Origin of the sequence: Pseudomonas sp. IT-P44 (assembly GCF_949768225.1) — a bacterium.
Lineage (GTDB): Bacteria > Pseudomonadota > Gammaproteobacteria > Pseudomonadales > Pseudomonadaceae > Aquipseudomonas > Aquipseudomonas migulae.
Genome location: NZ_CATKQM010000013.1, coordinates 130509 through 154237, shown reverse-complemented (window position 1 = coordinate 154237; position 23729 = coordinate 130509). Strand labels below are relative to the sequence as shown.

Here is a 23729-nt window from a genome sequence, read left to right as displayed (position 1 = left end):
AATGAACACACTCAAGCGTTTCATCGTGCCCGCGCTCTGCGCCACGGTGCTCAGCGGAGCCGCTCACGCCGAAGAGCGCACGTTGCGCGTCTACAACTGGTTCGATTACATCACCCCCAAAGCGCTGGAAGACTTCAAGGCGCAGAACACCCAGACCAAGCTGATCTACGACATTTTCGACACCAACGAAGCGCTGGAAGCCAAGCTGCTGACCGGCAACTCCGGCTACGACGCGGTGGTGCCGTCCAACGTGTTCCTCGCCAAGCAGATCGAGGCCGGTGTTTTCCAGCCGCTGGACCGCAGCAAACTGCCGAACTGGAACCACCTCGATCCGAAGCTGATGAAGCTGATCGAAGCCAACGACCCCGGCAACAAATTCGCTGTGCCGTACATGTACGGGACCATCCTGATCGGCTTCAACCCGGACAAGGTCAAAGCCGCGCTGGGCGCCGACGCGCCGGTTGACAGCTGGGACCTGATCTTCAAGGAAGAGAACATCAGCAAGCTCAAGCAGTGCGGCGTCGCCCTGCTCGATTCGCCGTCGGAAATCCTGCCCCTGGCCCTGCAACACCTCGGCCTGGACCCCAACAGCAAGAAGCCGGCGGACTACGAAAAGGCTGAAGCGCTGTTGATGAAGATCCGGCCGTACGTCACGTACTTCCACTCCTCCAAATACATGGCCGACATCGCCAACGGTGACATCTGCGTCGCGGTCGGTTATTCCGGCAGCTTCTCCCAGGCGGCCAACCGCGCCAAGGAAGCGAAGAACGGGGTGACCGTCGACATGCGCCTGCCGAAAGAAGGGGCGCCGATCTGGTTCGACATGCTCGCGATTCCGAAGGGCGCGAAGAACACCGAGGACGCCTACACCTTCATCAACTACCTGCTGCAACCGCAGGTGATCGCGCCGGTCAGCGACTTCGTCGGTTACCCGAACCCGAACAAGGACGCTACGGAACTGGTCGACCCGGCGATCCGCAACAACCCGAACCTGTACCCGACCGAAACGGCCATGGCCACGCTTTACACCCTGCAACCGCTGCCGCGTGATGCCGAACGTGCGCGCACGCGGGCCTGGACCAAAATCAAGTCAGGGACCTGAAGCCCCTTCCTGAAAAACGAAGACCCGCCGTGATGCGGGTCTTTTTTTTGCCTGCGATATTTATGTACCGCCAGACACCTGAGCCCGCCCGATACCGTCCCCTGATCCAGCGCTGCGCAATCAACAACAGCGCACCCTCAATCAGGAGACGACCATGTCCGATACCCTTTCCCCGAGTGCAGAAAATGTACTGACCCAACTGGTCACCGGCCCCTCGATCAGAGAGGTTGCAGCGACTGCATTGGCGCCTGCACTCAACGCGCTTTACCCGCAGTTGAAGATAGATCCGACGCTCGCCACGGTTGTCACTCCGACCTGGGTCGATACCGGCAGCGAGGTCGTGCCGGGCAATAATCTGTATGAATCGCTCACCGATGTGTTGGTGCGGCTCGGGTTGTCAGGTTCGACGGTGACGTTCATCGATGGCGAGCATTTCCTGACCCTGCAACCGGGCGTTGCCCCGCCGGCTCAACTGCCGGTGAACATCACGGCCATCGGTTCGCTGATCAATACGCTCGCACCGCAGCTATTCATCGCCTACCAGCAACAGCAACTGGATTACTGGAATCAGCAGACAAGCCCTTCGACCCCACGCTGGCATCAGCTCTCGCAGGCGCTGCAGGATATCTGGAACCTCGACGAGGCCACCGATTGGGATGCCGATCAAAAAGCAATGGCCCTTGCCGTGTTCACTCATCCGGATCGGGCAATACGGCGCTCACAGGACAAGTACCTGACCAAGGCCTGCCTGATCGACACCGAACACGTTGAAAGCGCGCAGAGCAAACATCTGCGGGTTCTGGATATCGCGGTGTTTGTGGGCACATTGGGCACCCGAACACTGGTGCTGACCCACTCGATTACCGAAGGGTTCAGGCGTTACGACTCTGTTGCGGCACTGGGCGAAACATTGTTTGCAAACCCTGGGGCGTCAAGCACCGGGCAGACCCTGCAATGGCGCCTGTATGAACCCGAGGGCAACTTCTTCCATCATCAAGCGTGTGCGCTGATCGCACTCGAAGCCGAAGCCATCGGGGCCTTCAATACATTCCAGAGCACTACGCCCGCCAGGCTTTCACCGCAAATCAGCGCGGCGGCGAAGAGTTTCACTGAATTTGAAGCCCTGCCTTCGTCGCGCTTCAACCAGGTTCAGGGGTTACTGACCGACTGGCTGAGTAACGCATCTTCGGCGGACCTGACCCGTTACAGCCGACACCTGATGGACCTGGCGCAGTTGCGAGAGCAGGACGCGGGAAAAACCTTCGACGAAGGTATCGCTTCACTGCCGGAATTTACCCTGCAAACCCTGCGAGAGCAGATGATCAAGGATCATCCAACGGCAGCGGACCTGAATCTGAAGGACATTCAAATCAGCATCACCAGCGTCATCGTGCTGGGCGCTATCGTGGTCCCTGGCAAGACGCAGACTGTTACGTTGTCGCTGATCGAATTGGCACTGCAAAACCTGATTGCCGTTCCGCTGGGCAACAAAACGGTACAGTACAAAAACGGCGACCAAGTGCCCGCCTGGATGACACCCGCCTACCTGGAAAAACTCGTGACCCAGGTTGATATCGGCGCGGTTTACCCGGCGTTGATCAAGCGCAAGCTGCTGGATGACTCGCGAGAATCGTTGCGCCGACAAACGCTCTACACGCGTCATCTGCGCACCCAGTTGCCCTTGCAGGCGCTGCAACACAAGATGCGCGGCGAAGCCGGCATTGATGAACAAGGCTACCAATTCGTCAACGCAGCCCTGCAGCAAGGCGCGGCCGACCGCCGAGTGAACGGGCACGAGATTGTCATTCGCCCGCTGGCTTTTATCAGCAGTGAAAGCGCCGACAGCAAGGGCGACGAAGTTGCCAATATGTTCGTCATCGGCCCGCGCTCCACTGATCAGGGACCGTGCCTGCTCTACCGGCCATTGCTCGTGCCCTCACTGACGCAGTACCCGAACGAAGCCAATCTGCTGTACGCGATCAAGCATGAAAAACCCCTTCGCCAATCGGTCCTGGCGTGGCTGGCCGACGACGTGCGCTTCAACTATTCCCAGTACGTGTTTTCCGGTGAGTTGCCTTCGGTCTGGACCCTGACCCAATTGCTGGTCGATCCCACCTCGGCGCTGGGCAAGATGGGCGTGGTGTCGCTCAGTGCGGCAGCCCTTGATGATGATTCACTGGCGCCGCTGTTCAAAGCGAACGCCAACGCCATGATCACCTTGGCTGACCGTCAATCAGTGTCCAATGCACAAGCTCGCTGGGAAACGCTCAAGCACGGCGCATGGATGCTGTTCAACGTCGCCTTGCCCTTCCTCGGGCGCACTGCCGGGGTTGCCGCGTGGATCTGGCAGATCGTGGACGACTTGCAGGAAATCACCGATGCCGCAGAAAGCGAAGACAGCCAACTTGCCTGGTCTGCCCTGACCGATTTGCTGTTGACGCTCGGCATGGTACTGGCTCATCGGGCTGCCGCTCGCCATAAACCGGACTCGCGGTTGGCCGAGAAACTCGAGCCGCTACCGGTCACGCCGCCCACCAAGCCAGCGCACACAATCACGGTCACTCGCCTGCCCGACCTCAATCAACTGCCTCGCGACCATGAGACGTCTTTGCACGCCGTCGCCACGCTGCCGCCTGTAGCGTTGGGCACCTTGCTGGATGAACTGGCCATCGCCGAACCCAAGGGAATGGCCGTTGCCTCCAGCGTGGCCGGCCCTCACCAGCACCTCAGTTCACTAAACGGAAAATGGTATGCGAAGGTCGGCCAGCGATGGTTCGAAGTCACCCTCAACGACAATAACGACGTGCAAATCATTGACTCACGCCAGCCCCCCCCGCGCACCGGGCCGTTGCTGATCAAGAACGCCAGCGGCGAATGGTTTATCGATACGCGGCTGAGGCTGCGGGGCGGGGGCAGGGAGAGGCAGCGGCTGGAACAGCAAAACAAAGTGCGTCTGGCTGAACTGAAACAGCAAATGACAGCGTTCGAAAGCCAGGTCAAAAGCCGGGAAACAGAACTCAAGGACGCTGAAAAAAACGCGAAGGCTCCGAGCGCCACCGACACCCATCGCCGCTTGTACCTTGAAATGCTCGATGCGCAGATGTCATTCATCGGCGCCAACATTGAACAGATGAAAGCGTTCAATGCTCGCGAAGCCATTCCCAATTTCCGAAAAGCGATGATCAGCCGCCTGGATTTCCAGCTATCGCTGCTGGAGAAATGGTTCGACCACCAGCGTCCTGTTTTCGACAATCAAATGCGTCTCTCCCTCGATCTTCTCGACACACAACCAACGGAAAACACGCAGGCCGCCCGACAGACCTTTCAACACATGAGCGATCTGACCGAGGGCTACATCAACAAAATCGAATTCGCGCAATCGCGCTTCGAGCAACTGAACCTGCTCGGCAAAGAAGCCGTGGAAGTGATCCGCGACGTCAAGGCCAACATACCGACGTTCGATTTACAGGACCTCAAACTGTTCCAGATCACGCTGGCCCAAGAGTTGTGCCTCGCACCCTCGGTTGCGCTCACGCATGAAGCACGCCCGGCGCTGGAGAGCGTTGTCGAAAACGCAGCGCTCGCCATCCAGGCGTCACTGGATCTGGCCGCTGACGAAGACGTATTGCGCTTGCCGGGGCGAATCGAGGGGCTCAGTGATCTGGTGGAGCAACTCACGGTCACCGATCAGCGCATCATCGATCTGCCCGGCGAGTTCCCCGGTCAGTTCCTGCAACCCGCGCTCGACCTGATGCGCAAACGCATCGACGCGTTTCAACAGCGCACCGTGAAACACCTGGCGAGCCTGCTGCGCGAGCGCCAGGCGCTCGAACCGCAACCTGGCCCTTCCCGTCTGCCGACCGCGCCCGCCAAACGCATCATCAAGACCCGTTACAACGGCACGGTGGTCGGCCAACTACGCGCCGATGCCGTGGCGGACGGATCAGAACTGGTCGACGTAACCTCGACGCTGACAGGCAAAGTCATCTCGACCTTTCATGAGAAAACCCCGGGTGTCTGGGTTGAACGAGTGGCCGCGAAACCGGTTTCCCCTGCCGTCGTCCAACCCGATTTGGGTACAAGCATTGTTCAAGGTCAGGCAATGCTGGACGGGCTGGAGGGTTTCATTCGTCGAACAGAAGCCCATGCAAAAGGAGCGCGGCGAATTCCCGTGGAAATCGAGGAGATGTTCCATCAACAGGCCCATCGACTGCAGGAGGCCGCCAAGGCAATCGACGAAGCGCTGATTTCCAGCAACGCCACCGATGACGGTCCGGGGTCTGCCGTGACACTGGTCAAGCAGCTGAATGACGGAGCAACCCGCCTCTACAGCCAGGGACGCGCAACGCGAATCAGCATGACAAAACTACAGCCGCCGACGGCAGAGCGGGTCCAGTGGCTGCAAAGCGAAGGTCAGGTCGACATCGTCAGGAACCCCGGCCGACGCTTGCTCAAAAGCCGTAAAAAAGACTACCTCGAGGAATATGAGGTCCGTGACCACACCAGCAAAAATGTTCTGTGGTATGCACACTTTCACTACGCGCAGCCAGCGTCGCCTGTCCAGACGTTCACGGCGGCGCATCTGAAAACCGTGCAGCAACGGCTGCTGGGCGGCGCATCCGAGGCGCGCGGTGCAAATGACGACCTCCACGCGATAGCGATTTATCGCAGCGAAATCAGCCCACAACTGGCGACTGCACTGTTTTTCGCGAAGGTGCTGCCATCGGCCTCAAAATCGTAAGTCTTGCGTCGGGGTGAGCCGTGACTGCTTAACGCCGCCAGACCTTTTCCAGTCGCCCGAGTGCGGTGCTGATGGCCGCCTCGGGCACGGCCGCGAAACCCAGGACTAGCCCGGCACGCTGGTCCACCGGTTTCTGCGTGTCCGGCAACCAATAGCTGCTCAGCGCATTGATCTCGACATCGACGCTGGCGGCTTTTTCTATCAGCTCGTACTCGCGCGCCTGTGAGTCGACCGCCACCGTCAGATGCAACCCTGCCGCGACACTCGGCAGGCTGCCGATGCCGGGGATGTTCTGCGGCCAGCCCGCCAGCAACGTATTGCGTCGACTCAGGGCGGCACGGCGCATGCGGCGGATGTGCCGCTGGAAATGTCCGGCGGCCATGAACTCGGCCATCACCGCCTGGGTGCTGACTTCGGAATGCCGGACGTCCACCGCTCGACGTTGAGAAAACGCCTGCACCAGTGCCGGCGGCAACACCAGATAACCCAGGCGCAACGCCGGGAATGCAACTTTGCCAAAGGTCCCGACGTACAAGACCCGGCCCTGCCGATCGAGCGCCGCCAACGGCGCCAGGGGTGCGCCGCTGTAACGGTACTCGCCATCGTAGTCGTCCTCGACGATCCAGCCTTGGTTACGCTCCGCCCAAGCGAGTAATTCAAGACGCCGCGCCAGGCTCATTACCACGCCGGTCGGGTATTGATGCGAAGGCGTGACATAGGCCAGTCGACAATCGCTGAGCCGGGCCAGTTCGGTGCAGTCGATGCCCTCGCCGTCCACCGCCACCCCATGCAATTTTGCCCCGGCCACGGCGAACGCATGACCCGCCGCCCGATACCCCGGATTTTCAATCGCCACGCCGTCGCCCGGCTCCACCAGCAGCTGTGCACAAAGGCTAATCCCCTGCTGTGCGCCGCTGGTGATCACTATTTGCTCAGCCGTGCACTGCATCCCCCGCGAGCTGCGCAAATAAGCGGCGATCAGGCCGCGCAAGCGCGCATCACCCGCCGGATCGCCATAACACAGCTGCTGCAAATCCGGTTTACGCCAGAAAGCCGCATTCAGCTTGGCCCACACCTCGAAGGGAAACAGGTCAAACGCCGGCACGCCCACCCGAAAAGCCCGAGGCGGACCGCTGGGCGGCGTGGCCAAATGGTTCTTTTCAACGCGCCCCAGCGCTCCGCTGTGGATAACTTTACTGGATGAAACCACAGGTAAATCCAGCCAATTTGTGGATAAGGCTGTGGGTAACCCTGTTGACAACCCTGTGGATACTTTTGTGGATAGTTTTTTCGTGGGCAACGCCGCTTGAGGCAATTGCGCGACGTAAGTCCCGTCCCCGACACGCCCCTCGATGAAGCCCTCTGCATAGAGCTGATCGTAGGCGCGAACCACGCTGTTGCGGGAAATCGCCAACGCCGCCGCCAAGTCCCGGCTGGCCGGCAATCGAGTGCCACTGGCCAAGCGCCCGTCGAGCACCCGCAGGCGCAAGGCCTGATAGAGCTGACGACTAAGCCCCTGACGGCGGTCAAGTTCGATACCGGCCGGGTTGAACGACAGGGAAAGCGGCGCTTCGCTCATGGCAATGGACCTATGAAATTGGTCGTTAATGGCTCTTACAACAGACCAATAGCCTGCCTAGGATGGATGCATTCGCCAAGGAATTTTTCCATGTACAACCCCAGCAGCTTTGCCATCAAAGATTTGCATGAACTGCAGCAGCAGATACTCGACACACGCCTGGCCGTGGTGATCACCCACGACGAGCAAGGCTTGCAAGCCAGTCACCTGCCGTTGTTGTTCAGCCCTGACCAAGGTCCGAATGGCACCCTGTACGGTCATTTCGCCCGGGCCAACCCGCACTGGAAGGCACTGCAAAACGGTGCCGAAGCGCTGGTCATTTTCGCCGGTGCCGACGCGTACATCAGCCCGGGCTTTTATCCGAGCAAAGCCGAGCACGGCAAAGTCGTACCGACCTGGAACTACGTCGCCGTACACGCTTACGGCACCGCAGAGGTTTTCACCGACGCCGACCGCCTGCTTAACCTGGTCAGTACGTTGACCGATCGCCATGAAGCCGGTCGCGCCCAGCCATGGACAGTCGCTGATGCACCCGCCGACTACATCGACGGCATGCTCAAGGCCATCGTCGGGTTTGCCCTGCCGATCCAGCGCCTGGAAGGCAAACGCAAACTCAGCCAGAACCGCAGCACCGCAGACATCGCCGGTGTGCGCGAGGGGCTCGCCGCCAGCCCCAACGTGCACGACCAAGCCCTCGCCCACTTGATGCGCTAAGGATTGAACATGAGTCAGATTGAAATCCGCCAGGTCACCGCTGCTGATCACGCTGCGTGGCTGCCGTTGTGGCAAGCCTACCTGCGCTTCTACAACACCGAACTGCCTGAGGCGGTCACGGACAGCACATGGCAACGCCTGCTCGACTCGAATGAACCGACGCATTCGGCATTGGCGTGGAGCGACGGCAAAGCGGTCGGCATGGTGAACTTCATCTACCATCGGTCGAACTGGAGCATCGAAAACTCCTGCTACCTGCAAGACCTGTTGGTAACACCTGAAACCCGCGGCACCGGCGTCGGCCGCAAACTGATCGAATTTGTCTACGCGACCGCCAAAGCGGACGGTTGCTGCAAGGTCCACTGGTTGACCCACGAAACCAACGCCACCGCGATCCAGCTCTACGAGCGCATCGCCGAGCGCCCTGGTTTCATCCAGTTCCGCAAAGCCCTTTAAGGTTCAAGGAGAACGACATGACGACTTCACTCGCAGACTGGAAAGGCGTCCCGGCGCCAACGGTGCAAACCATCGAAGGGCGCTTCATCCGCCTGGAAAAACTCGACCCGGCACGCCATGGCGACGGTTTGTTCAAAGCCCTGCAAGGCCCGGGCGCCGACCCGAAACTCTGGGATTATTTGCCTTACGGTCCTTTCCCGGAGCGCAGCGTTTTCAACGACTGGCTGAACAATCACGCGGCCAACAGCGACCCGTATTTCTTCAGCGTGATCGACCGTGCCAGCGGCGATGTGCAAGGCATTCTCAGCTTGATGTCCATCGTACCGTCTCAGGGCCGTATTGAAATCGGCCACGTCACGTTTGGCGCGCCGATGCAGCGTTCGCCGAAAAGTACCGAGGCGGTGTATTTGCTGGCCAAAGAGTCGTTTGCCCTTGGCTACCGGCGTCTGGAGTGGAAGTGCAACAACGGTAACGCTCGCTCCAAGTACGCGGCGGAGCGGTTGGGATTCAGTTTTGAAGGGGTGTTCCGCCAGCACATGGTGGTGAAGGGGCAGAACCGGGATACGGCCTGGTATTCGATTCTGGATTCGGAATGGCCGGTGGTTGGGGCGGGGTTTGAGCGGTGGTTGAGTGATGAGAATCAGACGGGGTCGGGGCAGGTGAAAACTCTGGCTGAGTGTCGCGGGTAAATCAGCGGCGCCTGGACGGACGCCTTCGCGGGCAAGCCTAGCTCCTACGGGATCATACGAACCTGTAGGAGCGAGGCTTGCCCGCGAATGGCATCACACCAATTTCTGGGCAAGCACCGCAATATGCTCCGGCCCAATCCCGCAGCACCCACCCAAATGGCTGGCACCGCGCTCTTTCCAGTCCGCCGCCCAATGCAGGTAGCCCGGCGGGTCCAGATCGTCGCGCAACGGGTCCAGACCATCATTGGCTGTCGCCTCTTTCGGTTGCGGCGGGAAGGCATTGGCGTACGCGCCGATGTGAATCTTCACCCCCAGACGCTCGAACGTTTCCCGCGCCGCATCAATCGCCGCACCGATCACTTCCGGCTGGCTGCAGTTGAACAGCAACGTCTCGACACCCAGCTGCGCAGCCACTGCAGCGGCTTCGGCCACAGGTTCGCCGGAACGCAAACGCGGGACTTCGTCCGTGTCCTCATCCTTCAGGGTAAACGACAGCCAGAACGGCTTGCCGTCCTTCGGCAGACCGGCGTGAATCGCTCGCGCTTCCACGATCGAGCTCTGGGTTTCGGCCAGCCACAGGTCGACATGCGGGGCCAGCCCCTCGACCAGCGGCGCGAGCAATTCCGTCACCCGAGCTGCATCGAACAAATCCGGACGATAGGAACCGAACAACGGCGGCAATGAACCCGCCACACGTACCGGTTTGCCCGCAGCGTCCACCGCACGCCTGGCCAACTCCCCGGCCAGCGCCGCGAGGGCTCGACCCTCAGCCGCAAAACGTTCTTCGCCAATGTGAAAAGGCACCACCGCATAGCTGTTGCTGGTGATCACGTTCGCGCCGCTTTCGATATAAGCCGCATGCACCGCCTCGACGGCCTGCGGCGCTTCGCTCAAGGCCAGCGCCGACCATTCAGGCTGTCTGAATGGCGCCCCCCGGCGTTGCAACTCACGACCCATGCCGCCATCCAGAATCACTGTGCTTGCTGCGCTCATATGCTTTTTACTCATATGCTTATGAAAATAACTCACTACCAGAGTAGTTCTTATAACTATTTAATACGCACCATCCGGTTAATAACAACCATTTTTTTATCAGGGGTCGACTGTGAAACTTCAACCACTACTGGCCCTGGGCCTGACGATTCTGGCTGCCTCCACCCAAGCCTTCGGCGGCGCCACGCTGGACCGCATCGAGCAAAAGAAAGAACTGGTCGGCGTGCTGATGGAAAGCTATCCGCCCTTCTCGTTCCTCAATGACCAGAACCAGCTCGACGGTTTCGACGTTGATGTGGCCAAAGCCGTGGCCAATAAACTCGGGGTCAAACTGCGCCTCGAAACACCTTCCTGGGACGTGATCGCTGCCGGCCGTTGGAGCGGGCGCTACGACATTTGCATCTGCTCCATGACCCCGAGCAAGGCCCGCGCCGAAGTCTTTGATTTCCCGGTCGAGTACTACGCCTCGCCCGCGGTGATCGTGGTCAACGCCAAGGACGACAGCATCCACAGCGCCAAGGACCTGAGCGGCAAGAAAGTCGGCCTCACCAGTGCTTCCAGCTACGAAAGCTACCTGAACAAAAACCTGGTGATCGAAGGCGCCGAAGACACGCAGTTGCAGTACCCGTTTGAAAACGTGCAGATCGCCCCGTACGACACCGACAACGTGGCGTTCCAGGACCTAGGGCTGGGCGCCGGCGTGCGACTGGATGCGGTCCTCACCAACCTGGTCACCGCGCAGCCGCGCCTGACCGAAGACAAACGCTTCAAGCTTGCCGGCGAACCGCTGTACTCGGAGCCGAACTCGGTGGCCATCGAAAAAGGCGATGCTCAGTGGGACGCCAAGGTGCGTGACGTCTTCGCGCAACTGAAACAGGACGGCACCCTGAGCAAACTCTCGCAAAAATGGATCGGCGCCGACATCAGCAAATGACTTCCTTCCCCAACCCACCTCAGCCGCCACAACCGGTGGCTGAGTCCCGGCTGCAACGGATCTTCGGTTTTCGCACGCGGCTGTACCTGACCTGGGCGGCAATGCTGGGTCTGTTCGCCAGTTTCTTCCTGAGCTTCGACCTGAAGTTCTCGATCATCCTCGACAAACTGCCCAACCTGATCGGCTTGCACCTGGCGCCAAACGGCTTTCTGCAAGGCGCGGCGCTGACCCTGTTTTTGTGCCTGTGCTCAATCGTCGCGTCGTCGCTGCTGGGCTTCATCACCGCCCTCGCACGGCTGTCGAAAAGCGCCGTGGCCTTCGGCATAGCAAGTTTCTACGCTTCGTTCTTTCGCGGCACTCCGCTGCTGATCCAGATCCTGCTGATCTACCTCGGCCTGCCGCAACTCGGCATCGTGCCGGGCGCCGTCGTCGCCGGCATCATCGCCCTGTCGCTGAACTACGGCGCCTACCTCAGCGAAATTTTCCGCGCCGGCATCCTCGGCGTCCCCCACGGCCAGCGCGAAGCCTCGCTGGCACTGGGCATGCGCGAAACCGTGATCTTCTGGCGCGTCACCCTGCCGCAAGCCATGCGCACCATCATCCCGCCGACCACCAATCAATTCATCTCGATGCTCAAAGACTCGTCACTGATCTCGGTGATGGGTGTTTGGGAGGTGATGTTTCTGGCGCAGTCGTATGGGCGCTCGAGCTATCGCTACATCGAGATGCTGACGACGGCGGCGGTGATTTACTGGGTGATGTCGATTGGGCTGGAGCTGATTCAGGCGCGGATGGAGCGGCATTATGGGAAGGCGTATTTGAGTCGTAGTTAGGTAAAAAATCACCGTCTTCGGGTATGGGCACTTCTGACGTTTCTAACATTCGTTGAGAATTCCTGTAAGAAAAAGCGCCTTGGCAAAACCGATAAATACGGCCATCCCCATTTGGCTGTTCTTTTTCCACGCAACCATCCGACGCCGCCTGCATCGCTGCCGGACGCAGCTGACATCGGCACATATAGCCTCCCTTTTAGAGTTTGGCCTCCTGTCAAAAGAGGCCGAATTCGATGCCCGTTCAACACAAATACCGACCCAAACACCTCGCATTTTCGATAGCACTTGCCGTGGGCTGCGCTGAATTCGCGGCGGCCCAACAAACCAGTACCGATCAAACTTCCGCACCTTTCGAAACGTCCGAAGACTTGATTATGGAACTCGATGCGTTCATCGGAGCTGCCGATACCCAACCCCACTTGATCAACAAAATCGCGGAGTGGCGAAATCTGCAGTTGGATGAGCGTAACGATCTGGTCAGCGTCCTTTCCGGAGGGGGCATGACCAAGCGACTGGACGGCGGTGGTGGCATCAACGTCATCAGACTCGATCACACCAAAGGGGGCACATTGGGCGAAACCCGGGATTTCGCTGGCCTGGATATCAAACAGGGTACGTGGACCCTGAATGGCGGCAAGGACTCCGGAGACTTCCAGATCGGTGCCTTAGTGCGCCCTCAGGCGATGCTCACCAATAACGGACATATCCAAGGGCGCGCAGTCGCTCAAGGCACGTTGGTGAACAACGGCAGCATCGGCGGAAACGTCGAGGTGTATGAGTCGGGAACCTTCAGTGGCAAGGGCCGTGTAGGAGGGCTGGACGTAAGCGGCGGGCTCGTCGTCAATCGACAACTCGGCGCACCTGTCGTAGCGGGCGACATGAAACTGTCCAGGACCGCAGTTCTGACCTATGAAGTAAATGCCGATGGCCGAGGCGAGACGATCAAAGTCGATGGCACGGCGAGCCTTGGCGATGCAACCCTGAAAATTGCCGCAACTGGTGATTTCCCGCAAACCAGCCAGTACACCCTCATTGAGGCGACCAACGTCGTGGGGCGTTTCGGCGACATCGAAAACAACCTTGTTTTCATGACACCTGAACTGAATTACGACGACCCGAGAATTGTCAGCCTGACCTACGCACGTAACGATGTATCTTTCGAGAGCATCGCGGATACGGAAAGTGGCAAGCAGTTCGGTGCCAGCATTGAAGAGCCAACGGCCACCCAGACCGAACAAAAAACCTCCAGCACGACCAATGCCGCCGTCACCGCCCTGCTCGGATCCGATCGAGCTACCGCTGCCCACGCCCTCGAAATTCTGGCCGGCGACAGCAACGCCAACCTCGCCAAGGCGACCTTGAACAGTGACGGCCCGATAAGCGCCACCCTGCTCTCGGCCATGCGCCAGCTCGATAGCAACAGTGTTTCCAATAATCAGAATGGTGCGCCTCGACTGGCAGCCGGCAGCGATGCCAATGGCCGAGTCTGGCTCCAGGCGCTGGGACACAGTGGGAAACTGGATCGCGACTATGACCCGCTGCAGCATTCCACCCACGGATTGGTGATAGGTGCCGACTGGCAAATTGATGAGCAATGGCGTCTAGGTCTGATGGGCGGTCAATCCCGCACTCGCCAGAAGAGCCGCGAGTTGGACGGCAATCTGGACAGCTGGCACTTGGGGGCTTACGCACTTCGCCAGAACGGGCCAATGTCCCTGCGCTTGGGCGCGACTTACAACAACCATGATGGCAGCAGCACGCGCCGGGTCGAATTTTACGGTTTCAAGGATCGACCCAAGGGCCGTTACGAGGCCAATACCCAACAAGCCTTCGCAGAGGTGGGTTTCAACCTTGGCCGCGTCAGCGTCATCATCGAACCGTTTGCCAGTCTTGGGTACCAGCGCTATCAACGCGACAGTTTCACTGAGAAAGGAGGCGATGCTTCGCTGAAAGTCCACGATCAATCCGAGGAAAACTTCAGCAGCACATTCGGCCTGCGTCTGGCGAAGCTCAATACGCTGGATAACGGAATGCAACTAACGCCGCGTTTCAGCGCAGGCTGGAAACACACGTATGGCAAGGTCTACACAGAAACCAGGCAACGCCTTGTCACCGGCGGCAACGACTACAGCGTCTACAGTGCGCCACAGGATCGGGACAAATTTATGGTCGATGCGGGTGTGGACCTCAGGCTTTCAGCACGTAACACGATTGGAGTGGGGCTCTCGGGTGAAATGGGCAGCGATAGCCGCACTCATGGCGTAATGGGTCAGTGGCGGATGGCGTTCTGATCAACCACTGACACATCACCATACCTGCTCGCGCTAGCGGAGAATCTGCCAATGAAGAGGCTGAGTGTCACACCGTAATCGCGAGCAGGCTCGCTCCCACATGGGTCATGTGGTGCCTTGAATAACAGGCGAAAAAAAAGGGGAGCACATGCCCCCCCGAGGTTTAAAGCGTTGTATCGAGGCTGTTAACTCAGCCTTCGATCTCGATCAGGATTTCGCCCGGGTTGACCCGGTCGCCCTTGGCCACGTGGATGGCGGTGACTTTGCCGGCGATGGCTGCCTGCACTTCGGTTTCCATCTTCATCGCTTCGGTGATCAGCACGGCCTGGCCGGCTTTCACAACGTCGCCTTCCTTGACCAGCACGTCGACGATGTTGCCTGGCATGGTGGTGCTGACGTGGCCCGGTGCCGTGGCTTGTTTGCGCTTGCTGCTGCCGCCGCTGACGAATTCGTTGAGTGGTTCGAACACCACTTCTTCCGGCATGCCGTCGATGGACAGGTAGAAGTGACGCTTGCCTTCAGCCTTGACGCCGACACCGGTGATGTCGACGCGGTAGGTTTCGCCGTGGACGTCGATGACGAACTCGGTTGGCACGCCTTCACCGCCGGCAGAGGCAACGCCGCCCGCTTCCGGAATCGGCAACAGCACTTCTGGAGTGAGGGTGCCGGCAGCGCGTTCCTCGAGGAATTTGCGGCCGATGTCCGGGAACATCGCGTAGGTCAGAACGTCTTCTTCAGACTTGGCCACGGCGCCGATTTCGGCACGCAGCTTGGTCATTTCCGGCTTGAGCAGGTCAGCCGGACGAACGTCGATCACTTCTTCGCTGCCGATGGCCTGGCGGCGCAGTTTTTCGTTTACGGTGCCTGGCGCCTTGCCGTAGCCGCCTTGCAGGTAGAGCTTCACTTCGTTGGTGATGGTTTTGTAGCGCTCACCGGCCAGCACGTTGAAGAACGCCTGGGTGCCAACGATCTGCGAGGTCGGGGTTACCAGCGGCGGGAAACCGAGGTCTTCACGAACGCGCGGGATTTCGGCCAGCACTTCGCTCATGCGGTTCAGCGCGCCCTGCTCTTTGAGCTGGTTGGCCAGGTTGGAGATCATGCCGCCCGGTACCTGGTTGACTTGCACGCGGGTGTCGACGGCGGTGAATTCGCTTTCGAACTGGTGGTACTTCTTGCGCACGGCGTAGAAGTACAGACCGATCTCTTGCAGCAATTCCAGGTTCAGGCCGGTGTCGAATTCGCTGCCTTTAAGGGCGGCGACCATCGACTCGGTGCCAGGGTGGCTGGTGCCCCAGGCGAAGCTGGAGATCGCGGTGTCGATGTGGTCGGCACCGTTTTCGATGGCCTTCATCTGGCACATCGCAGCCAGGCCAGCGGTGTCGTGCGAGTGAATGAACACTGGCAGCGACTGCTCGGCTTTCAGTGCCTTGACCAGTTCGCCAGTCGCGTACGGCGTCAGCAGGCCGGCCATGTCCTTGATTGCCACCGAATCGCAACCCATGGCTTCCATTTGCTTGGCCTGGTTCACGAATGCCTCGATGGTGTGCACCGGGCTGGTGGTGTAGGCGATGGTGCCCTGGGCGTGTTTGCCCGCCGCTTTCACCGCTTCGATGGCCACGCGCAGGTTACGCACGTCGTTCATGGCGTCGAAGATGCGGAACACGTCGATGCCGTTGACCGCTGCCTTGGCGACGAAGGCTTTGACCACGTCGTCGCTGTAATGGCGGTAGCCCAGCAGGTTCTGGCCACGCAGCAGCATTTGCAAACGGGTGTTAGGCAACGCCGCGCGCAGTTGGCGCAGACGCTCCCACGGGTCTTCTTTGAGGAAGCGTACGCAGGCGTCGAACGTCGCGCCGCCCCAGCACTCCAGCGACCAGTAGCCGACTTTGTCGAGCTTGTCGCAGATCGGCAGCATGTCTTCGGTGCGCATGCGGGTGGCGAGCAGCGATTGGTGGGCGTCGCGCAGGATTGTGTCGGTAACGTAGATTTGCTTGCTCATTGTTCTATTCCTCACAGGCCTGCGTGGGCGGCGATGGCGGCGGCGATGGCCAGGGCCAGCTCTTCGGGTTTGCGCTTGATCGAGTAATTGGTCAGTTCAGGGTGGCTTTCAACGAAGCTGGTATTGAACTGGCCGCTACGGAATTCCGGGTTACGCAGGATTTCCTGGTAGTACGCGGCGGTGGTCTTGACCCCTTGCAGACGCATGTCGTCGAGGGCGCGCAAGCCACGGTCCATTGCCTCTTCCCAGGTCAGCGCCCACACCACCAGTTTCAGACACATGGAGTCGTAGAACGGCGGAATGGTGTAGCCGGTGTAGATCGCCGTATCGGTACGCACGCCAGGACCGCCGGGTGCGTAGTAACGGGTGATCTTGCCGAAGCTCGGCAGGAAGTTGTTTTTCGGGTCTTCGGCGTTGATCCGGAATTGCAGCGCGAAACCGCGGTGCTGGATGTCTTCCTGTTTCACCGAAAGCGGCAGGCCGGACGCGATGCGGATCTGCTCACGCACGATGTCGATGCCGGTGATTTCTTCGGTGATGGTGTGTTCAACCTGCACCCGGGTGTTCATCTCCATGAAGTACACCTCGCCCTCGGCGAGCAGGAACTCCACGGTGCCGGCGTTCTCGTAACCCACTGCCTTGGCTGCGCGCACCGACAGGTCGCCGATGTAGGCACGCTGTTCCGGGGTCAGTTGCGGGCTCGGGGCGATTTCGATGAGCTTCTGGTTGCGGCGCTGGATCGAGCAGTCACGTTCGAACAGGTGCACCACATTGCCAAAGCTGTCGCCGAGGATCTGCGCTTCGATGTGCTTCGGGTTGACGATGCATTTTTCCAGGAACACTTCCGCCGAACCGAAGGCCTTGGTGGCTTCGGAAATGACCCGAGGGAATGCTTGTTCAAGTTCTTCTCGGCTGTCGCAGCGACGGATACCACGGCCACCACCACCGGAAGTCGCCTTGAGCATCACCGGATATCCGATGCGGTCGCCTTCGACCAAGGCTTCGGCGATGTCCGCGACGTTGCCCTCGGTACCCGGGGTGACAGGTACGCCAGCCTTGATCATGCTGCGACGGGCTTCAGTCTTGTCGCCCATGCGGCGAATCACTTCAGCCGATGGACCGATGAACTTGATGCCGCGTTCTGCGCAGATATCTGCCAGCTCAGCGTTTTCCGAGAGGAAACCGTAGCCGGGATGCAACGCATCACAACCGGTTTCTACTGCCAGATTCACCAGCTTGCGCGCATTCAGGTAACCGGCCAGTGGCTCGGCACCGATGCTGTGGGCTTCATCCGCACGCTTCACATGCAAGGCATGGCGGTCGGCGTCGGAATAGATCGCAACCGAGCGAATGCCCATCTCGGCGCAGGCTCGCACGATTCGTACGGCAATCTCACCACGGTTGGCGATCAGGATCTTTGTTATCACTTGGAGTTTCCCTTGAGCCGGTGGTACCCACGACCTGCTAGACCAGGTCGACGCGTGACCAAATGTTTCAATTCAGTCGCAGGTCCACACTAGCCCCCGCAAGGGATTAACAAAAATGATTAATTATTGGGTCAGGCATAAGTAAAGACTTATAGTTGATGCATCAGCCTGCGGCGGGAGCTTTCAGATAATGCGTAAGTCATTGATGCGTATGACATTGCGTCAATTGCAGATCTTCAATGAGGTCTGTGATTTACGGTCTTACAGCCGTGCGGCGGACGAAATGTCGCTCACACAACCTGCCGTGAGCCTGCAGATTCGTCAACTTGAGGAGCTGATTGGTCAGCCTTTGTTCGATTACGTCGGCAAAAAACTCTACATGACCGAAGCGGCTGAAGCGCTTCAGCGGGCCAGCCGGGATATTTTCGGGCGCCTGGAAAACCTCGACATGCAGCTGTCGGACATGCAGGGATCACTGCAGGGGCAACTGAAACTGGCGGTGGAATCCAGCGCCAAGTATTTCGTGCCGCATCTGTTTGCCGCGTTCAAGCGCCAGCATCCGGAAGTGAACCTGCAACTGACCGTGGTCAACCGAGGGCAAGTGATCCGCCGTCTCTCCGACAACCGCGACGACCTGGTGATCATGTCCATGGTGCCGCAGGACATGGGGCTGGAGTTCCTGCCGTTCCTCAACAATCCGATCGTGGCCGTGGCGCCGCCGGATCATCCGCTGTGCCATATGGGACCGTTGCGCTTGCAGGACCTCGAACCCTACACGCTGCTACTGCGCGAACCCGGCTCGGGTACGCGGCTGGCGTGCGAAGAGTATTTCAAAGAGAAGCGCGTGCATTTCAACCAGACCCAAGAGGTCGCATCGGCCGAAGCTCAGCGTGAATGTGTACTGGCGGGTCTGGGCGTCGCGCTGTTGACGCGCCACGCCCTGAACCTGGAGTTGGCGACCGGCGGACTGATCGAGTTACCGGTCGAAGAACTGCCACTGTTTCGCAGCTGGTGCCTGGTGCAGGCCAAGGCCAAACGGCTGTCGCCGGTGGCCCACGCATTCCTTGCGTTTATCCGCAGCGAACGGGTGCAGATCAGCGCCCTGGTTGAGCGTTTCGACGGGAAGTTGCGGGAGCTGCCTGCCAGTAATTGAGTTCCAGCTCGGGAAAATCACCGATCTCGGCCAGCAACTGGCGGCGTTCGCAGCGATCTTCGATAGCGCGACGGAATTCCATGCGGCGCTGGTCTTCTTGCTGACGACGGGTTTTGACGGCGCTGTTGCGTTCTTCGTAGGGCTGGGCCATTTCGAGTCTCCCAAGGCGATTACGGGAGTTACAGAATGGGCGCGAGGGATGACGGTTTGGCGGCTTGTGCGTTACAGGCAGATGAAAGTTGTCATGCTTGAGGACGCCTTCGCGGGCAAGCCTCGCTCCTACAGACAGCGCATACCCGTAGGAGCGAGGCTTGCCCGCGAAGGCGCCCTCAAGACGAATCAGTCGTCCAGGGCTTTCACCGACTTGGGCGACAACCGCAAGCTGCGCAGGCTGCGCTTGACGCTCTTGAGGTGGTTGACCAGGCTCGGCCCGCGCGCCATGGCTACGCCCATCGCCAACACATCGATCACCACCAAATGGGCGATGCGCGAGGTCAGCGGTGTATAGATTTCGGTGTCTTCATGCACGTCGATGGCCAGGTTGACGGTCGACAGCTCGGCCAACGGCGTCTGGCTCGGGCACAAGGTGATCAACGAGGCACCGCTTTCACGCACCAGATTCGCGGTAATCAACAGATCCTTGGAACGCCCGGACTGGGAAATGCAGATCGCCACGTCAGTCGGCTTCAAGGTGACCGCCGACATCGCCTGCATGTGCGGGTCGGAATACGCGGCCGCCGTCAGCAGCAACCGGAAGAATTTATGCTGGGCATCCGCCGCCACCGCACCTGACGCGCCAAAGCCATAAAACTCGACACGCTGGGCCTGGGACATCAGCGATACCGCTCGCTGCAACTCCACCGGGTCGAGCTTCTCGCGAACCTCCATCAGGGTGTGCAGGGTCGTGTCGAAAATCTTCAGGCTGTAGTCGGCGACCGAATCGTCTTCATGGATCGCGAACTGACCGAAGCTCGCACCGGCCGCCAGGCTTTGCGCCAGCTTCAGTTTCAGATCCTGAAACCCGGAACAACCGATGGCGCGGCAGAACCGCACGATGGTCGGCTCGCTGATGCCCACGCTGTGGGCCAGGTCGGCCATGGAGCTGTGCATCACCGCCGCCGGGTCAAGCAGCACGTGGTCGGCGACCTTGAGCTCCGACTTGCGTAACAGGTGGCGTGACTGGGCGATGTGTTGCAGCAGATTCAAGGGGCTGGACTCTTTGTTATTGGCAGGCGCCGGGGATGTAGCAAGCTTGTAGTTATACTACATGAATTGGCTTTTTGCCTGCTCAATGCGCAACCGAATCCCTCGTTTTCAGGCGTGCGCGCTTCATGTAGCACTCATTATCAGAGCTGCAGCGCAACCGAAGCATACCCTTAGGCTAACAACCCTCCCTGATCGACTCACTCAAAGCAGCAGGGTCTTAGTTGCTACAAGAGCAAAAAATAAAACACTCAAACTTACAAATGCAAATAACAACCCTCTTCCAAAAACAACTTCACCTAGTTACCTTGATCGTGCAGGAAGCAATCAAACTTAATTAAAGGAGTTACACACTATGAGCATTAAAACCAAAGACTGGACCGCACAAATTGACCGTATGCCTGGCGCAGCTTCTTTCCGCGCTTTCGGCACCGTAACCGTTGCACACACAGGCATTACCCCCAAGCTGGTAATGACCGATCTTCAGGATAAATCCTTTGATCTGCGACTGGAGTTGATTCTTGAAAACTCCAACGAAATTTCGCTGCAAGTTGAAACAGACAAAGTTGTCGAATATAAAGCACTGGGGGACTCTAATGTTTCCGGCGTGAGCATCTTTTATAAAGGTGAAAAAATTCACCACATCGATAAAGTTCTGATTACAAACTAAGCCTATAAACACCTTCCCGTCATTTTAGTGGCGGGAAGGTGTGATTGTGCGACACACCTTCAGTAGGCGGATTGCGCTCGCAGAAGGTCCGCCAACCCACCCGCTTCTATCGGGCGACTGATCAAATACCCCTGCACTTCATCGCAGCGCTCAGCCTGCAAAAACTCGAGCTGCTCCGACCGCTCCACGCCTTCAGCCACCACCTTCAACGACAACCCGTGGGCCATCGCAATGATCGCCCGGGTGATCGCCGCATCAACGCTCCCCTCCCCCAGGCCGCGAATGAATGCCTGATCAATCTTCACGTAATCCACCGGAATGCGCTTGAGGTAGCTCAGGGACGAATAGCCGGTGCCGAAATCGTCGATGGCCAGCTTCACCCCAAGATCACGCAGCTGCTGGAACGTCGCGATGATGTGCTCAACGCTGTCCAGCAACTGGCTTTCGGTAAGCTCCAGTTCGAGGTAGTGCGGCGCCAGCCCGGTTTCTTCCAATACCTGACGCACCAGACTGACCAGCTTGCCCTGGCGCAATTGATGCACCGACAAATTGACCGACACCCGGATCGGCTCCAGCCCCTGACGCTGCCATTCGCAGGCTTGCCAGCACGCCTGTCGCAACACGAACTCGCCGATCGGGCCGATCAGCCCGGTTTCTTCGGCCAGGCCGATGAAGTCCGACGGCGGCACGCGGCCCATGGTCGGGTGATCCCAGCGCACCAATGCCTCGGCGGCATTCAACCGGCCTGTGGCGAGGCAAAGCTTGGGTTGGTAAAACACTTTCAGTTGTTTTTCTTCGATGGCTTTACGCAGCTGGTTTTCCAGCTGCAAGCGCTCAAGTGTGCTGGCTTGCAGACTGTCGGTGTAGAACTGGAAATTGTTGCCGCCCAAGTGTTTGGCATGTTGCATGGCCATGTTCGACTGACTCACCAGCGCGGAGATTTCCCGTGCGTTGTCCGGCAGCATGCTGATGCCCATGGACGCGCTGACCACCAGCTCATGCCCCTCGACGGTCACCGGCAAACGCAGCTTGGCCGACAGGCGAGTCGCCACCCGCGCCAGGCTCGAAAGGTTGCCGTAAGCGTCGAACAGCACGGCGAACTCATCGCCGGACAATCGGGCGATGGTGTCTGCTTCCGGCAGTGCGTTGACCAGCCGCCGGGCCATTTTCTGCAACAGCTGATCGGCGATTTCATGGCCAAGGCTGTCGTTGAGCAACTTGAAGCGATCAAGATTGATGTGCAACAACGCCAGACTGCGCCCGCCCTGGCGCACGCGCTGATGGGCTTCACGCAACCTTTCGCGGAACAACGAACGGTTGGCCAGGCCAGTCAGTTCATCGTAGTGAGTCAGGTAGCGCATGCGCTCTTCGGATTCGCGCCGCGCCGAGAGATCGGCGAAGAAGCCGACGATATGGCTGACATTTCCCCGCGTATCGCGCACGGCGTTCAATTGCAGCCATTGCGGATACAACTCGCCGTTCTTGCGCGTTTCCACCAGCTCGCCCTGCCAACTGCCGTGTTGCTCCAGCGCCTGATGAATCGCCCCGTAGTGGCGACGGGCATCGCGACTACACGGCAGCTCCACGACGTTGCGCCCGAGCATGTCGTCGATGTCGTAGCCCGTTAAGCGGCTGAACGCCTGGTTTACCGCGATGAGTGCGTAATTCGGATCGAAAATCATGATGCCTTCGCTGGCGGCCTCGAACACCGTCGCCGCCAGTTGCTGCTGGGCTTCCAGCATCTTGCTGGCACTGATGTCGCGGCGGGTGCCGACCATGCGGATCACCCGACCGCCGTCACTGCGCTCCACCGCTCGACCGCGGTCCTCGATCCAGACCCAATGACCATCGCCATGGCGCACGCGGTATTCGATCTGATAGTCCTCGCTGCGGCCCTTCAGGTGCTCGACCAGTGCGCGCCTCAGCGACGGCAAGTCCTCGGGATGCAGGCGCGGCTTGAGGTGACGCAGCATGGCCGTCACGAATTCCGGCTCCAGGCCGAACAACTCTTGAATATGGGTGTGATGGACTTCGTCGGTTTGCAGGTTCCAGTCCCACAGCCCCAGTTCACTGGCCTTCAAGGCCAGCGCCAGGCGCGCCTCGCTTTTGCTCAGGGCCTGGTTGGCAGCATCCAGCTCCAGGCTGCGCTGGGCGACGCGGCTTTCCAGCCCAATCTGAATTTCTCGCAACTCGTCTTCGGCACGACGGCGCTGATCGATTTCTTTGGCAAGATCATGGTTCAGCTGGTCGCTACGGCTCTGGGCCTGCTGCAAGTGCTCGATCAATGCCTGATTCTGGAAGCGGCGCAACAAGCCGCGATCAATCAGCCGATTGACCTGCCAGGCGACCACGCTCAACGCTCCCAGCAAAATCAGGCCGAACCAGCCCCAGCCCTGCTCCTGCTCGTCACCGCCCCAGAACAGGTAGGCGATGGCCGGTAACAGGCACGGCAAGGTGAAGGACAGGAAGGCTGGCAGGCTGACGGCATAAGCGACGCTGGCCGAGAGGGCTGCCGCGCCGATCAGGCCGAACACCCAGGCTTGCTGGATGAAATTGTCGGCGGGCACCAGGGCGATGCCGGCGCCGGCCAGGGTCAGGCCGGTCATGGCCGAACCGAGCAAAAACATGCGACGCCAGACCGGATGGGCCTGACGGTTGGGAATGGCCGAATCGAAAGCGGCGACCTGAATCACCCGCAGCGCCACCAGCGACAACAGCCACACCAGCCAGACGCTGACCAGGAAGTAGCGCTGCGGACTCCAGAGCAATCCCGCACACACCAGGCCATTGATCAGCATGAACAGCGTCGGCAGCAACGAACCTTGATAAAGCAGGCGCGTGCGCTCGACCGCCATTTCCATGGCGTACTGTTTGCGGATAACCCGGGGCTCCACAGTGGGGCCCGACAGGTCGGAGCTGAGGGTCATAGGCAATGTTCTTGTTCT

General features: G+C 59.4%; 17 protein-coding genes. 10 read left to right on the top strand and 7 right to left on the bottom strand.

What is annotated here, in order from left to right; translation table 11 throughout:
* Position 1 precedes the first annotated feature (1 nt).
* Both ACM6IO_RS07670 and ACM6IO_RS07665 read left to right on the top strand, forming a co-directional pair.
* Positions 2 to 1102 carry a polyamine ABC transporter substrate-binding protein gene (locus tag ACM6IO_RS07670; protein ID WP_008038136.1) on the top strand — a complete coding sequence of 367 codons (1101 nt, stop codon included), beginning with the start codon at positions 2 to 4 and terminating at the stop codon, positions 1100 to 1102.
* A 154-nt stretch (positions 1103 to 1256) separates the two neighbouring features.
* Entirely contained in the window at positions 1257 to 5843 is a 4587-nt protein-coding gene (locus tag ACM6IO_RS07665; RefSeq protein ID WP_414911248.1) for a dermonecrotic toxin domain-containing protein, read from the top strand.
* Positions 5844 to 5871: 28 nt separating this feature from the next.
* Here the strand turns inward: ACM6IO_RS07665 and ACM6IO_RS07660 are convergent, their stop codons facing one another.
* Positions 5872 to 7422, bottom strand: coding sequence for a PLP-dependent aminotransferase family protein (locus tag ACM6IO_RS07660; protein ID WP_192228175.1), 1551 nt, complete (start codon positions 7420 to 7422; stop codon positions 5872 to 5874).
* A 90-nt stretch (positions 7423 to 7512) separates the two neighbouring features.
* Here ACM6IO_RS07660 and ACM6IO_RS07655 point away from each other — a divergent pair, with 90 nt between their 5' ends.
* From ACM6IO_RS07655 to ACM6IO_RS07645, 3 genes are read left to right on the top strand one after another with little or no spacing between them, the layout of a single operon-like run.
* A complete protein-coding gene (locus tag ACM6IO_RS07655) occupies positions 7513 to 8136 on the top strand; it encodes an FMN-binding negative transcriptional regulator (RefSeq protein ID WP_414911247.1) in 624 nt (207 codons plus the stop codon).
* Between the two features lie 9 nt (positions 8137 to 8145).
* Entirely contained in the window at positions 8146 to 8592 is a 447-nt protein-coding gene (locus tag ACM6IO_RS07650) for a GNAT family N-acetyltransferase (RefSeq protein WP_008038140.1), read from the top strand.
* 17 nt (positions 8593 to 8609) lie between these two features.
* A complete protein-coding gene (locus tag ACM6IO_RS07645) occupies positions 8610 to 9281 on the top strand; it encodes a GNAT family N-acetyltransferase (protein ID WP_008030727.1) in 672 nt (223 codons plus the stop codon).
* Between the two features lie 93 nt (positions 9282 to 9374).
* Here ACM6IO_RS07645 and ACM6IO_RS07640 read toward each other — a convergent pair whose 3' ends face one another.
* The gene (locus ACM6IO_RS07640) at positions 9375 to 10274 is read right to left on the bottom strand and encodes a homocysteine S-methyltransferase family protein (protein WP_414911246.1); all 900 of its coding nucleotides are present in this window, start codon (positions 10272 to 10274) and stop codon (positions 9375 to 9377) included.
* A gap of 112 nt (positions 10275 to 10386) precedes the next feature.
* Here ACM6IO_RS07640 and ACM6IO_RS07635 point away from each other — a divergent pair, with 112 nt between their 5' ends.
* The 3 genes from ACM6IO_RS07635 (at position 10387) to ACM6IO_RS07625 (ending at position 14332) form a co-directional block, all read left to right on the top strand.
* On the top strand, positions 10387 to 11208 hold the full coding sequence (locus tag ACM6IO_RS07635) for an ABC transporter substrate-binding protein (RefSeq protein WP_008038142.1): 822 nt from the start codon (positions 10387 to 10389) through the stop codon (positions 11206 to 11208).
* Complete coding sequence (locus ACM6IO_RS07630) at positions 11205 to 12041, top strand: amino acid ABC transporter permease (protein WP_008030736.1); 837 nt, start codon at positions 11205 to 11207, stop codon at positions 12039 to 12041. Before ACM6IO_RS07635 ends, ACM6IO_RS07630 begins: the two co-directional genes overlap by 4 nt.
* A 233-nt stretch (positions 12042 to 12274) precedes the next feature.
* On the top strand, positions 12275 to 14332 hold the full coding sequence (locus ACM6IO_RS07625; RefSeq protein ID WP_223450087.1) for an autotransporter domain-containing protein: 2058 nt from the start codon (positions 12275 to 12277) through the stop codon (positions 14330 to 14332).
* A 190-nt stretch (positions 14333 to 14522) separates the two neighbouring features.
* On the opposite strand, the gene oadA is transcribed toward ACM6IO_RS07625, so the two are convergent.
* Complete coding sequence (oadA, locus tag ACM6IO_RS07620; protein WP_223553530.1) at positions 14523 to 16331, bottom strand: sodium-extruding oxaloacetate decarboxylase subunit alpha; 1809 nt, start codon at positions 16329 to 16331, stop codon at positions 14523 to 14525.
* Positions 16332 to 16342: 11 nt separating this feature from the next.
* Entirely contained in the window at positions 16343 to 17758 is a 1416-nt protein-coding gene (locus ACM6IO_RS07615; RefSeq protein WP_008030739.1) for an acetyl-CoA carboxylase biotin carboxylase subunit, read from the bottom strand.
* A gap of 190 nt (positions 17759 to 17948) precedes the next feature.
* Here ACM6IO_RS07615 and ACM6IO_RS07610 point away from each other — a divergent pair, with 190 nt between their 5' ends.
* Positions 17949 to 18911 (top strand): LysR family transcriptional regulator, encoded by a 963-nt coding sequence (locus tag ACM6IO_RS07610; RefSeq protein WP_192228172.1) that lies wholly within the window; start codon positions 17949 to 17951, stop codon positions 18909 to 18911.
* Here ACM6IO_RS07610 and ACM6IO_RS07605 read toward each other — a convergent pair.
* Positions 18853 to 19062: a PA3496 family putative envelope integrity protein gene (locus tag ACM6IO_RS07605; protein ID WP_008030742.1), complete on the bottom strand. Its 210-nt coding sequence runs from the start codon at positions 19060 to 19062 to the stop codon at positions 18853 to 18855. The two genes, ACM6IO_RS07610 and ACM6IO_RS07605, sit on opposite strands and share 59 nt — an antisense overlap.
* A gap of 188 nt (positions 19063 to 19250) precedes the next feature.
* Positions 19251 to 20117 (bottom strand): transcriptional regulator HexR, encoded by an 867-nt coding sequence (gene hexR, locus ACM6IO_RS07600; RefSeq protein ID WP_008027445.1) that lies wholly within the window; start codon positions 20115 to 20117, stop codon positions 19251 to 19253.
* A gap of 352 nt (positions 20118 to 20469) precedes the next feature.
* Here hexR and ACM6IO_RS07595 point away from each other — a divergent pair, with 352 nt between their 5' ends.
* Positions 20470 to 20784: a hypothetical protein gene (locus tag ACM6IO_RS07595; protein WP_008038170.1), complete on the top strand. Its 315-nt coding sequence runs from the start codon at positions 20470 to 20472 to the stop codon at positions 20782 to 20784.
* Between the two features lie 59 nt (positions 20785 to 20843).
* Here the strand turns inward: ACM6IO_RS07595 and ACM6IO_RS07590 are convergent, their stop codons facing one another.
* A complete protein-coding gene (locus ACM6IO_RS07590) occupies positions 20844 to 23711 on the bottom strand; it encodes an EAL domain-containing protein (RefSeq protein ID WP_008038172.1) in 2868 nt (955 codons plus the stop codon).
* Positions 23712 to 23729: the final 18 nt, after the last annotated feature.

Excerpts from the sequence above, each read along its gene's own strand:
- ACM6IO_RS07670 (WP_008038136.1), top strand. The coding sequence starts at position 2 with ATGAACACACTCAAGCGTTTCATCGTGCCCGCGCTCTGCGCCACGGTG.
- ACM6IO_RS07665 (WP_414911248.1), top strand. The coding sequence starts at position 1,257 with ATGTCCGATACCCTTTCCCCGAGTGCAGAAAATGTACTGACCCAACTG.
- ACM6IO_RS07660 (WP_192228175.1), bottom strand. The coding sequence starts at position 7,422 with ATGAGCGAAGCGCCGCTTTCCCTGTCGTTCAACCCGGCCGGTATCGAA.
- ACM6IO_RS07655 (WP_414911247.1), top strand. The coding sequence starts at position 7,513 with ATGTACAACCCCAGCAGCTTTGCCATCAAAGATTTGCATGAACTGCAG.
- ACM6IO_RS07650 (WP_008038140.1), top strand. The coding sequence starts at position 8,146 with ATGAGTCAGATTGAAATCCGCCAGGTCACCGCTGCTGATCACGCTGCG.
- ACM6IO_RS07645 (WP_008030727.1), top strand. The coding sequence starts at position 8,610 with ATGACGACTTCACTCGCAGACTGGAAAGGCGTCCCGGCGCCAACGGTG.
- ACM6IO_RS07640 (WP_414911246.1), bottom strand. The coding sequence starts at position 10,274 with ATGAGCGCAGCAAGCACAGTGATTCTGGATGGCGGCATGGGTCGTGAG.
- ACM6IO_RS07630 (WP_008030736.1), top strand. The coding sequence starts at position 11,205 with ATGACTTCCTTCCCCAACCCACCTCAGCCGCCACAACCGGTGGCTGAG.
- ACM6IO_RS07625 (WP_223450087.1), top strand. The coding sequence starts at position 12,275 with ATGCCCGTTCAACACAAATACCGACCCAAACACCTCGCATTTTCGATA.
- oadA (WP_223553530.1), bottom strand. The coding sequence starts at position 16,331 with ATGAGCAAGCAAATCTACGTTACCGACACAATCCTGCGCGACGCCCAC.
- ACM6IO_RS07610 (WP_192228172.1), top strand. The coding sequence starts at position 17,949 with ATGCGTAAGTCATTGATGCGTATGACATTGCGTCAATTGCAGATCTTC.
- ACM6IO_RS07605 (WP_008030742.1), bottom strand. The coding sequence starts at position 19,062 with ATGGCCCAGCCCTACGAAGAACGCAACAGCGCCGTCAAAACCCGTCGT.
- ACM6IO_RS07595 (WP_008038170.1), top strand. The coding sequence starts at position 20,470 with ATGAGCATTAAAACCAAAGACTGGACCGCACAAATTGACCGTATGCCT.
- ACM6IO_RS07590 (WP_008038172.1), bottom strand. The coding sequence starts at position 23,711 with ATGACCCTCAGCTCCGACCTGTCGGGCCCCACTGTGGAGCCCCGGGTT.